The 11180-nt window shown below is 49.3% G+C and carries 11 protein-coding genes; 4 read left to right on the forward strand and 7 right to left on the reverse strand.

The genetic code is table 11. The annotated features are described in order from the left end of the window. The coding region (locus A6049_RS31540; protein WP_145921975.1) for a TrmB family transcriptional regulator at nucleotides 1–209 on the reverse strand (209 nt) is incomplete at its 3' end. A 68-nt stretch (nucleotides 210–277) separates the two neighbouring features. After that, a complete protein-coding gene (locus tag A6049_RS31545) occupies nucleotides 278–1069 on the reverse strand; it encodes a zinc ribbon domain-containing protein (RefSeq protein ID WP_063568358.1) in 792 nt (263 codons plus the stop codon). 350 nt (nucleotides 1070–1419) lie between these two features. Here A6049_RS31545 and A6049_RS31550 point away from each other — a divergent pair, with 350 nt between their 5' ends. The 3 genes from A6049_RS31550 to A6049_RS31560 all read left to right on the forward strand — a co-directional run bounded on the left by A6049_RS31550 (nucleotide 1420) and on the right by A6049_RS31560 (nucleotide 5782). Beyond that, entirely contained in the window at nucleotides 1420–4083 is a 2664-nt protein-coding gene (locus A6049_RS31550; protein ID WP_063568359.1) for a UvrD-helicase domain-containing protein, read from the forward strand. Nucleotides 4084–4168: 85 nt separating this feature from the next. Then, nucleotides 4169–4537, forward strand: a complete 369-nt coding sequence (locus A6049_RS31555; RefSeq protein WP_063568360.1) for a hypothetical protein — start codon at nucleotides 4169–4171, stop codon at nucleotides 4535–4537. A 204-nt stretch (nucleotides 4538–4741) separates the two neighbouring features. Next, nucleotides 4742–5782 (forward strand): zinc-binding alcohol dehydrogenase family protein, encoded by a 1041-nt coding sequence (locus A6049_RS31560; RefSeq protein WP_240321601.1) that lies wholly within the window; start codon nucleotides 4742–4744, stop codon nucleotides 5780–5782. A 115-nt stretch (nucleotides 5783–5897) separates the two neighbouring features. Here A6049_RS31560 and A6049_RS31565 read toward each other — a convergent pair whose 3' ends face one another. Together A6049_RS31565 and A6049_RS31570 are read right to left on the reverse strand one after the other, a co-directional pair. Continuing rightward, entirely contained in the window at nucleotides 5898–6968 is a 1071-nt protein-coding gene (locus tag A6049_RS31565) for a Gfo/Idh/MocA family protein (RefSeq protein WP_063568361.1), read from the reverse strand. 38 nt (nucleotides 6969–7006) lie between these two features. Beyond that, entirely contained in the window at nucleotides 7007–7483 is a 477-nt protein-coding gene (locus A6049_RS31570) for a GNAT family N-acetyltransferase (protein ID WP_063568362.1), read from the reverse strand. A 283-nt stretch (nucleotides 7484–7766) separates the two neighbouring features. On the opposite strand from A6049_RS31570, the gene A6049_RS31575 reads away from it, so the two are divergent. Further along, nucleotides 7767–8840, forward strand: coding sequence for a copper amine oxidase N-terminal domain-containing protein (locus A6049_RS31575; RefSeq protein WP_063568363.1), 1074 nt, complete (start codon nucleotides 7767–7769; stop codon nucleotides 8838–8840). 164 nt (nucleotides 8841–9004) lie between these two features. On the opposite strand, the gene A6049_RS31580 is transcribed toward A6049_RS31575, so the two are convergent. The 3 genes from A6049_RS31580 to A6049_RS33525 all read right to left on the reverse strand — a co-directional run. Next, nucleotides 9005–9427 (reverse strand): RidA family protein, encoded by a 423-nt coding sequence (locus A6049_RS31580; RefSeq protein WP_063568364.1) that lies wholly within the window; start codon nucleotides 9425–9427, stop codon nucleotides 9005–9007. 222 nt (nucleotides 9428–9649) lie between these two features. Beyond that, nucleotides 9650–10612, reverse strand: a complete 963-nt coding sequence (locus tag A6049_RS31585; protein WP_063568365.1) for a M15 family metallopeptidase — start codon at nucleotides 10610–10612, stop codon at nucleotides 9650–9652. A gap of 290 nt (nucleotides 10613–10902) precedes the next feature. Beyond that, nucleotides 10903–11180 (reverse strand): hypothetical protein (locus A6049_RS33525; RefSeq protein WP_161490668.1); only part of this gene is annotated, 278 nt, incomplete at its 5' end.

Raw genomic sequence — 11180 nt, forward strand, 5'->3', positions numbered from 1 at the left:
CTGTATTTCGCAGGCTCGCCTGCGCTGCAACGCAGGAATCCCCGCTGTTCCAGCCGTTGCAGGGTGGCATATACATTGGAACGGGACACACCCAGCCTTTTCGCAACCTCATATCCCGAGGCTGAGCCTTGGCGAGCGAGTTCCACCATAATTTTAGATTCCATCTCGGTAAACCCCAGATGACGCAAATGATGCAGCAGTTGGTCCATATTCCCGTCCCCCCATGCTGTAAGCAACCAGCGCTGCCACACATTGATTCGGCAGCGCTTCTACTGCATCAAATCTGTTCTGCTCCGCAGCGTGGGCACCATTTCGAACCTTTGGGAAGCTCTGCTGTACAAATCTGACAATTCACCATTTCGCGTGGCACTTCCGTCTGTACGTCCACCGTGTTCACGATCGGATTATTTTCTTTCCAGTACCGAATGCGCTCATCCAGCTCCTGCTGGCGCTCGCGCTCCCGTTGCATTTCTTCATCCCGACGGCGTTCCCACTCGGCATCGAACGCTTCCTTTTCCTCTTGGGTAAATTCCGTACTGTTATATTCGGATTCGGTCTCCAGGTCCGCAATGGACGGAATTACCGTGTGATACGGCTCAGCTTCCTCCAGTTCCTCTTCAGCTGGCGCATCATAGATTGGTCCCTCCGGGCTTTGGGCCACAGCTGCTTCCTGTCTCGCAGGGTTTGTCGCCCCTACAGATGCTGCTGCGGGTTTGAATTCACCCAACTTGCGTCCGCATTTCGGACAGAAGTTGGCATCCAGTGAAGCGACGTGTCCACACTCGCATAAGCGCTCATTTTTGAGTTGTGCAATCTTGTTGCGCAGACCATCGATCTCATCATGCAATTCATCGCACAATCCCGATAGATCCACCATCTCTTTTTCGGCACGCGTCATGTCCTGTGCGCGATAACCTTCATAGAAGATACGACCCATATCTGTAAAATGGACTTCCTGTTCCTGCTGCAAGCCCACAATCTGATTATTTATTTTTCCGATTTCAACGGCGTGCTGGGCACGCTCTGTTGCTTTGTTTGCTCCGTTCTTAATTCGCTGAAGCAGTTTCATGACTTCTCCTCCTCTGTCCCGTCAGAGTTGAACCTTTTGATTCAACACCCATTTGTTCCAAAACTCATTTTCATTTGATTTTTTTTTTATAGTATATAACTTATACGATATCATGCCAAAAAGTTGCGAAATCTCGCGTGAATGCCCGTTTTCTGCCGATGCTGGATGAATTCGGGGGCTTTCGTCAGGACCATACGTTCGGGTATAATGAAGCTTTGGCCCTACTGATCCGCCTACTTGGGCGGTTATCCCTATCATACCAATTTACAATGTGATTGTGAAAAGGGCAAATGAATTACTTTTAAGCCGGGATAGTCCTATCCCTGAATGCATATAGAGGTGGATGAATGATGTTAAGTCCGAACTCAACGTTTTACCCCCGTCCGCTCGGGGTTACCCCGGCGGCATCACTGCCCCAGTCCCCTTCAGCTCCGCTGGAGACCAGTAGGCAGCTCGTTGCCAGCGATGAACGGGATGCGCCTTATTTCCGCTCTCTGGAAGAGGTAGGCATCCGTCTGAACGGACCCCAGATCTCAGCGGTTCGCCACGGCAAAGGACCCCTGCTGACTCTCGCAGGAGCAGGCTGCGGCAAAACAACCGTACTGGCTGCACGAGCCGGCTACCTGATGGAGGTTAGTGGTGCTCACGCGGGAAGCATCCTGCTGGTGACGTTCACGAACAAAGCTGCCACTGAGATGAAAGACCGCATCGCATCGCTGCCTGGCATTCGTCCCGCAGCCGCACGAGCGGTGCAGGCCCGTACATTCCACTCGTTCGCGTTGACACTGCTGCGTCATTACGGCGTGCAGGAGGAGATTTTTGGCGAGTCCCGTGCGCAGCATACGGTGCTCAAGATGCTTCTGCGCCAGAATGGCATGAGTGAGGCGTTTCAGCCTGAGAGTCTGCTGGCTATGCTGTCCGCTTGGAAGATGCAGGGCTCAGAAACGAGCGATCTTCCCGAAAAATCACAGGAGGAACGAGATGCCAAACGTGTTCTCCTTGGTTATGAAGCCTGGAAGCGGGATCGCAACAAAATGGATTTTGATGATATTTTGCTGCGAGCTGTCGCTCTGCTTCGTGATCCTGCTGTACTGGGGCCACTTCAGCAGCGTTTTCAGTACATCATGGTCGATGAGTTCCAGGATACGAATAGTCTCCAATATGAAATTGTACAAAAACTGGCTGCCGCCCACCGCAACCTGATGGTTGTGGGAGACGATGACCAGACGATCTATACGTTTAATGGGGCACGGCAGGAATCCATTTTGGAATTCGATAAAGTTTACCCCGGTGCACGCATCGTGACGCTGGATATCAATTACCGCAGCGATGCGCGTATTCTGGGACTGGGCAGCGAATTGGTTGCCCGGAACAAACGAAGACGTGACAAGCGGCTGCGCGCAGCCGGGCATCGTGGAGATGCGCCTCGGTTTGCCACCCCCTCCAATACCGAGGAAGAAGCAGCTTGGGTTGTTAACCAGTTGTGTCAGCAAGTTGAGGAAGGTTTGCATACGTATCGGGATATCGCGATCCTGCACCGGACAGCCAGCAGCAGTCGGGCTATATTTGAGCAGCTTGTGTTGAAAGATGTGCCATTTGTACAACATGGTGCTTCCCCGGTCTTCTATGACCAGTCATTGATTCGACCGTTAATGGATCATATGCGCTTGTCCCTGAATCCACGTGCTGTAGATGCTCTGCCGAGTGCGCTTGGGCCTCTCTATGTTTCCCGCGATGCCGGACTGGAGTGGATTCAACGCAGTGAAGAGCAGCAAGCGAAGAAATATCCGCTCATTCATCTGGCCAAATGGGACAAGCTGAAGCCTTTTCAGCAGGAGCAGGTCAAGGAACGTATCAAGCTGATCAAATCTCTGACGAAGCTGAAACCAGTGATCGCGATCCAAGAGATGCGCCGCCAGTTTTACGACAAGTATATGGAAAGCGGTGATCCAAGCATCTTTACCCATTATAAGGAAACGATGCTGGAGACACTGGACGAATTCGAAGCTGCAGCCAAAAAATTCGAAACCGTTGAAGAGTTCATCCAATTCGCCGATGAACTCTCCCGCAGACACCGCGAGATGGAATCACTGCGCCGTTCACAGGACAGCGATGCAGTCCAACTGATGACAATTCACCGGGCCAAGGGACTTGAATTCCCATGTGTATACTGGATCGGCGCCAGCGAAGGAATTGTACCTCACAGCACGGCACTGCGGCAGGATATCCCTGAAGACCAGAAGGCTGCTCTTACCGTACAGCAGACCGATGCCGAACTGGACATGGCTCTGGAAGAGGAGCGACGACTCGCCTATGTCGCAATCACACGGGCCAAACAGTATTTATACATCACTTCTCCCGCCAGTCATCACGGAAAACCGGCGGACGTTTCCCGCTTTCTGCTGGAGGCCTTCGGCATGGAGGTACCAGACAAACGCAAAAACCGCGAGGAAAGCCAGACTGGCAATCACGCGTCATACGGCAGCGGTAGCAGCAACTGGAAGGGGAACGGGAACACGAATGGTAAAGCTAACGGCAATGAGAGTAGAACTAGAAATGGAAATGCAGCATACGCCCGTTCAGGTTCGCGGCCGCAGGGACGGGATGCAGTGAGTCCAGTTCAGCGTGGTGCAGATCAGCGCAGCGCGATCCGTCAAAGTGATCGGCGTGATTTTGAAGTACTCGATGAACGAGACGAGGATCGTCTCAGTGAGCGGCGCGGCAGCGGGGTTATTCGCAATCACACGGCGTTCAGCACCACGGGTGTGAATCAGGCAGCTTCGTCCTCCAACAGTTCGGGGTCGCAATCTTCAGGTACAGAACGTACAGAAACCGTAGCGATCTGGAAGTGCAGTTCTTCCACCTGCAAAGCATGGCTGCGCCAGAAACCGGATGGTCCTTCAGCCAAGGTATCCAAAAAGGCGGCGTCTGGCCCCCCGGCTTGTCCGCTATGTTCAGGCACCATGGAGGCAGGTACCCGGAAGGTTCCCGTAACTGGGCGGTTTGGAAGATGAACAATTGCCATTCGTTTCAGGACGCTTCCTGCTGTTTATTAACAGTAGAAGCGTCTTTTTTCCATTTTAGAATGGAGGTTGGATTATGCAGGACGGCAAAAAGCATTACTATGTATCGGTAACCCATAATCTTATTGAACAGACCAAGAACGAATCAACACCGTTTGAAATCATGGTGGACGATGAACAGCTAAACCGGCTGAAAGACCTGATGAAAGTGCTGGAGGATGAAGATGCCTATACATTGCAACGGGCTCCGGTACCCTACAAATCAGCGGATCATGACGAGGCTACAGAACAATTCTCAGATGGCATGACGTTGCTGTACACGTTTCTTTACGACCATGGCACTTCGGATACCAGGCAGGCGATTGAGAGCATGAATGTACTTTCACGGCTGCAAGATACGGATTATGATGATCCGGGGTATGAGAACTCACCGCTGAATAAATGAACTCTTATCATAAAGACTTCCACTCCGATGAATTCAGGCCAATGACCTGCTTCAGGAGTAACGGGAGTCTTTATTTTTTTACAATTCAGCCCCAATAGTATCATTATTGATACTATAAACCAAAAATCATACTACTGTTTATTTTAGATATTATACTATATATTTAATATACAACTTATTTATGCGAGGAGGATAACTATAACGATGGGAAATCCAATCATGATGAAAGCGTTCAGATATTACGAGCCTGGGCTAGAGACCGACATACCACCATTTCAGGAGGTAGAAGTTGAGAAACCAAAACCTACAGGAAAGGATTTACTCGTTGAGGTGAAGGCGGTGTCTGTCAATCCGACGGATTGGAGATCGCATCTTTCCAAACATCCGGACGATTTATCCCTGACCGTGCCTGGTCGTGATGTAGCGGGCGTAGTAGTGGACATCGGCTCCGATTGCAACTTGTTCAACGTTGGTGACGAAGTGTATTATGCGGGGAGCAATATGCGCCCAGGCGGACACAGTGAGTTTCATTTAGTAGATGAACGAATTGTCGGCAGAAAGCCGAAAAATCTGGATTTCGCCCAGGCGGCAGCTTTACCTCTGACAAGCCTTACGGCAGGAGAAGCTTTTTTTGAACGCTTGGGCATTTCCAGAAATGCATCGGATAATGAGGGTAACAGTATGCTTATTATCGGGGCAGCGGGAGGCGTCGGATCGATCGCTACTCAATTAGCCAAGTTGGCTGGACTTAAAGTTATAGCAACTGCCTCTCGTCCTGAATCAGTCTCATGGGTAAAATCAAACGGAGCAGACCATGTGATCAACCATCATCAACCATTTGGACCACAACTTAAAGATCTCGGACTCGCTGGTGTACAATATATTTTCGTGCTAAATCATATAGATGAGCATATGGATGAGATGGCAGAAGTTATTTTACCGCAGGGGAAAATTTGCTCCATTCTACCCTTCGAAAAACCAGCCGAACTTCAAAAGTTATTCTCAAAAAGCGTAACACTCGTTTGGGAAATGATGTTCACCCGTCCGATGTTCCAGACAGATGATATGATTGAACAACATCTTCTACTTAATGAAATCGCAGATCTGGTGGATGCGGGCAAGATTCATACAACGATGGCCGAGCAGATTAAACCTATTAATGCAGCTAACCTGCTGGAAGCCTACAGAAAGAGCAAATCGGGCACTGCAATTGGCAAAATCGTGTTGGAAGGGTTTGAAAAGTAAACATACATCCATTTTGTCTGATCATGATCAATAAATTAACCAAAGGGTGTTGTCTCTCCATTGATAAGATAGAGAAACAACACCCTTTAATATCACGTTAGATTCAATCTCTATATCAGTCCAGACGAATCTCTTGACCTTTTTCGGCTGACTCATAAATTCCGCTCAGCATCCGAGTCGAAGCCACACCATCCGCAATGGGACTGATGGGCTCGGTACCATTCAGACAACAATCCACAAAGTGATCAATCTGATTCTGGAAGGCACCGTGAATATCGAGACCTTTATAGTCTGTCTGAGGTTCAATGTTCAGAATCGTATTGTGTTTCTCGGTGACGATTAGCGTCTCCGGCTCCAGCTCAATTCCACCACGCTCACCGTACAATCGAACTGAAGATTCTTCCCCACGTGCATGCAGGGTAAAGCTCACATCTACGGCCAAAGAAGCCCCATTCTCGAAGCGAATCAGCGCATTCGCCATATCCTCCACATTGTTGACAGCGGAACTGTAATCTGCGGCTTTGTAAAAAGAAAGATGCTCGATATGGGCACGATTGCCCAGTTTTCGATACGTATTGCCACTCACCGAAACAGGTTTCGGTTTGCCCATCAGATACCAGCATTGGTCGATAATATGTACGCCAAGATCAATCAGCGGCCCACCGCCGGAACGGTTTTTGTCCGCAAACCATCCTCCGGGATTTCCCAAGCGACGCAGGATAGAAGCCTTGGCATAGTACAACTCACCAAACTCACCCGCATCAATGAAACTACGCATCATCTGCATATTGTTATCATAACGACGCACAAATCCCACGACAAAAGTACATCCGCTTTTCTTCACAGCCTCTTCGATCCGCAGCGCATCTTCCACATTGGTGGCTACCGGTTTTTCAAGCAGCACATGTTTACCTGCCTCCAGGGCAGCGATGGCAAATTCGGCATGCGTATTATTCCACGTACAGATACTAACGGCATCCACATGCGGATCCTTCAGCATCTCGCGATAATCAGTGTACACGGATTGTGCATCATATTTCTCAGCAGCCGCGGCTGCACGCTGTTCGTTCAGGTCACAGATGGCGTAAATGACGGCATTCTCGTTCTTGGCATAACACCTCATATGAAGATCCGAGATGGAGCCTGTGCCGATCATGCCGATATGCAGCATTTTGCTAGTACTCATCTTCTTCCTCCCTTCCTTTTCCAGAACACGAATATCGTCTAGTCTGCCCGGAGCATGCCTTTGTAAATCCCTGGTGTTGAATTTTCGATCTTCACGGCCCCCAGGGTCTGAGCATAGAAATCCACAGGTCCCGCCGATCCAATAATCGCGTAAGCGTAACCATCTGTCTTCATGGCATACATACAGGCCAACAACAGCGCTGTGCCGACACCTTTGCCCCGTGCCTCCTGACCAACACCCGTTGGACCAAAGAAATTACGACACGTTGCTTCATAACAAGCGAAACCAATCATTTTCCCATGTTCAAGCGCAATATAACAAGTCACAGGTTGACGTGCAAAAGCTACATCACACTCATCTACCCAGGGCTGGCTAAAATGGGATCTCACCCAATCCAGCACAACCTGCTTCTCTGGTGCGATGGCTCTTCGGATAACAATGGAGGACTCCTCTAACTTTTTCAGTCCACTCTCTTGCTCTGGCAAATGGTAAAGCGCAACCAACATATCACTCATATGATTGCCCCCCTCCTCATATTTGGACGTACCACACCCCCATGTAATCCAGGGTTAATTCAAAGTCTGAATCACACGTTCTCCACTCATTGATCCTTAACCGCATCCTGCTTCTTATAACCGGCAATGTGGTCTGTTTTTCAAATAATAGACTAACATGCTGCTCACATTATTTACCTCAAAGTGCAACACTGGACGAAGTTGTCCCGTCTATAAGTTTGGAACGTGGCCTTAATAGGAGTTTACCGCGTCATAACCAAGATGAGAAGGGATGAAATCAACGATGAACAACAACATGAAAAAAGTTAGTGCCCTGATGGTCCTGTCCTTGGCCCTGGGCGGGGGAGCCGCATACGCTGCAAACCTGGACAGCACTCAGCCCATCAATTCAACTTCCGTATCAGCCGACAGCAAAGGAACTGAAGCTGTAAAAGTATCTGTGAACGGGGCACCGATGGCTGACGGCTATTGGAACAAAGATGGTCAAGAACCCATGATCGCGCTGCGTGATCTCACAGAAGCACTTGGCATTGAACTGAAATGGAACAAAGAAAACAAATCTGCTGAGCTGACAAAAGGTACCCTCTGGACACTCGTCACAACAGGCAAAGACCAGTATTCAGTTAATAAAATGCTGCTTAAGCTGGGAACAGCACCTGAAATCACAAATGGTACATTGTTTGTACCCGCTTCTTTTGCAGATAAAGTACTGCACGCACAAGTGAATACAAAAGGTAACCAAGTAACCATCTCCAGTGAAGAGGAAGTGAAAACTGTTACTGAGCGTGGGGTCATTACGGGAATTAACAGTGAAGGCAAATATCAATCCATCCATATCGGCGGTGCAGGTACAGATGGTATCGTCCTTAATGTTGGTGAAGATACCGTGTTCAAATCCGCAGATGGCAAAGATATCAAGCTTACTGATCTGACCATTGGCATGAACGTTGAAGCTGAGCATTCTGAGATTGCAACCCTCAGTTTACCGCCTCAAACACCTACTTACAAAGTCATTGTACTGGATACTGCTGCTTCGGAATCCGAAGCACAACCAAAAGAAGTTCTGGGTACAGCAGGCACGATTGAAAATGTAAAAACAACAGAAGATAATGGTACTCAGATCGAGATCTCCGGCTCCCGTCTGACAGAGACAGCACCTGACCATGTTATCCTTAACATTAGCAAAGATACAAAACTGGTGAATCATCAAGGGGAAACGATCAAACCAGAGGAACTGACCAAAGGGGCCAAAGTGATTGGTTTCTATAGCCCGGTCCTGACTCGCAGCCTGCCTCCAATCGGAACGGCTTGGAAAGTAGTAATCGAAACACCAGCCGATCAACCAGAAGCGAAATAAGCTGCCAGAAAAGAAGGCTAGCCTTCTTTATGCGTAGAGCACAGCAGATCTAGACCACACTATATTAATGCAGAAATAACCTTATCCCACGATTCCTCCTTCATGGAGGTTGGGGTAAGGTTATTTCTCGATCCTGCATTTATATATATATGTACGTAATAGCTCTATTCCGTTATTGTTATTTCGGCATCAACTTCAGCTTCTGCTTCAACAATCGCTTCTGCCTCAATCTCCACCATCAGCAAAGGGTCAATGAGTGCACTAACCTCTACCATCGTGGCGACAGGCTGGATCTGACCAAAAAATTCACCATGAGCCTTGCCCACTTCTTCCCAACGGGAAATGTCGGTAACAAACATGCGGGTTCTCACGACATGAGACATGTCTGCTCCCAATTCTTTCAGTGCATTTTCGATGGTCTGCAAAATAAATCTCGTCTGTGCATATGGATCACCTGCTCCAACCACAACACCGTCCTGCATGGCTGTAGTACCCGCAACCTCAATTCGGTTGCCAACACGAATGGCACGGCAATATCCTACAAGCGGCTCCCATGGAGAACCGGTAAACACCTGCTGTCTGTTCATTCTGCTTTCCCTCGCTTTACATGTGATTTGAACTCCTGATTAAACATGAATTATATCAGCCTGCCGACCTGCTGAACAAGCAAATAAAATAGGATATAACTGAATTTAGCTCAAACCAAAAAGCCCCTGAAGTGATCTCCCGTGCCTTGGACAAGGGTGAATCATTCAGGGGCTCTAAGAAATTGAGACCCTAGTCTTCAATCAAAAGATGAAGCACCAGGCTTACAGCTTGATATTAGCCTCATCAAAGTATTCTTCAAGTGTCAGTCCACTTTTCACAACATCAGGAGCCAGATCAATGCCGACATAGCGAATATGCCATGGCTCGTACACATAGCCGGTTATCCCTTCCTCACCTTTTGGATAACGGATGATGAACCCATATTCTGCTGCATGCTCAGCCAACCACTGGCCTTCTTTCGATGTGCCAAACACCTCTTCTATGGCATTGCCTACACTTGGACTGGAAACGTCAATCGCTAGTCCGGTCTGATGTTCGCTGTGGCCTGGCACAGAGCTTACACGATCCGTGTATTCTTTGCCTTTGGTTTTGACATTGTTGTTATAGATCGAAACCTGACGCTGATAAGAACGATATCCAGATACCGCACGAAGCTCAATGTCGTCCGCTTTGGCACCGGCGAACAGCTTCTCCAACGCCTCAGCAGCTTCCTTGCGCATATGGCGCTTTTCATGCGGCCCGTCGAAGGAAAACGGTACGTTAGGCTCAACCAGATCATCCGGCTCATATCCTTCTGGCAAGCTGCGCTGTTTGTTAACGATCACTGTCATCGCTTCTGAATTGGTCACTACCGCTTGTGCATCAATCGTCGTTTGCAGCGCGCTAATGCTGCGTTTCTCCATTAGGGGATCCTCTGATGTGGCTCCATTGCCTGCGTCAGAAGAACCCTCTCCCCCAGTTGAAGCATCGCCGGAACCACTATCCGTATCATCATTGTTATTGTCCGAAGATGAGCTGTCTGTGTTGCTGCCATCCTTGCCAGTATCCTCAGTCAAATGAACCGTGGTACCGTCCGACTCTTGCTGTGCGCTTCCTGCTGCGTTCAGATTCTGGTTCTCCTCTGAGCCCGAACCGTCCTGGCAAGCGGATAACAAAGCTCCGCATATCATAAGTGAGGACAGCATAACCGCAACTTGGCGCTGTCGTCCTGTACGTAATTTCATGTAAAAACTCCTATCGCATATTGTAATAATGATTGCAGTATTCGTGCATGTGGGCTTGTCTTCCCCTGCGACAGTATACCTTAAATTGCAGCGAAGCTCCACCGGTAAAGACCTCCTTGAGAGGAGGTCATCCTAAAGATATGCCGGGTGTACAGCTTGTACGGTCGTTTTTTGGACTTTTAGAGCCCTATCCCAAGGTTCAACGCCATAGAAGCGAATTAGAAATGTATATATCCATTTTGGATAAAATGGATTATTCCGATGCACATCACAAACAAGCGGGGGATGATCTAAGATCTCCCCCGCTCCGAATGGTGCATCATTTGGTTGCCGGGCTGTCCTTCTTCTTCTTTTGGACAGCCTCCCACATCCGCGCAGCTACGCGCTCGCGGATCAATGCCAGCCCTGCGGTGGCAGGCACGCCTGGCAGCAGCGCCGCCAGTTCCGGCGTTGCCGGGGGTTTCCCCGGCTGCGCCAGCCGCACCTTCACGGCGCCGAAACCAGGCCCCGGCTGGTGCATGGCGCCGTCCGCGGCTGCCTCGGCGATCCACTCGCCGACGGCTGCGCC

It is taken from the genome of Paenibacillus sp. O199, assembly GCF_001636635.1.
GTDB classification, from domain to species: Bacteria; Bacillota; Bacilli; order Paenibacillales; family Paenibacillaceae; genus Paenibacillus; species Paenibacillus marchantiae.

What these genes read in the sequence shown, in the direction of transcription:
- A6049_RS31545 (WP_063568358.1), bottom strand. Translation starts at nt 1,069, where the DNA reads ATGAAACTGCTTCAGCGAATTAAGAACGGAGCAAACAAAGCAACAGAG.
- A6049_RS31550 (WP_063568359.1), top strand. Translation starts at nt 1,420, where the DNA reads ATGTTAAGTCCGAACTCAACGTTTTACCCCCGTCCGCTCGGGGTTACC.
- A6049_RS31555 (WP_063568360.1), top strand. Translation starts at nt 4,169, where the DNA reads ATGCAGGACGGCAAAAAGCATTACTATGTATCGGTAACCCATAATCTT.
- A6049_RS31560 (WP_240321601.1), top strand. Translation starts at nt 4,742, where the DNA reads ATGGGAAATCCAATCATGATGAAAGCGTTCAGATATTACGAGCCTGGG.
- A6049_RS31565 (WP_063568361.1), bottom strand. Translation starts at nt 6,968, where the DNA reads ATGAGTACTAGCAAAATGCTGCATATCGGCATGATCGGCACAGGCTCC.
- A6049_RS31570 (WP_063568362.1), bottom strand. Translation starts at nt 7,483, where the DNA reads ATGAGTGATATGTTGGTTGCGCTTTACCATTTGCCAGAGCAAGAGAGT.
- A6049_RS31575 (WP_063568363.1), top strand. Translation starts at nt 7,767, where the DNA reads ATGAACAACAACATGAAAAAAGTTAGTGCCCTGATGGTCCTGTCCTTG.
- A6049_RS31580 (WP_063568364.1), bottom strand. Translation starts at nt 9,427, where the DNA reads ATGAACAGACAGCAGGTGTTTACCGGTTCTCCATGGGAGCCGCTTGTA.
- A6049_RS31585 (WP_063568365.1), bottom strand. Translation starts at nt 10,612, where the DNA reads ATGAAATTACGTACAGGACGACAGCGCCAAGTTGCGGTTATGCTGTCC.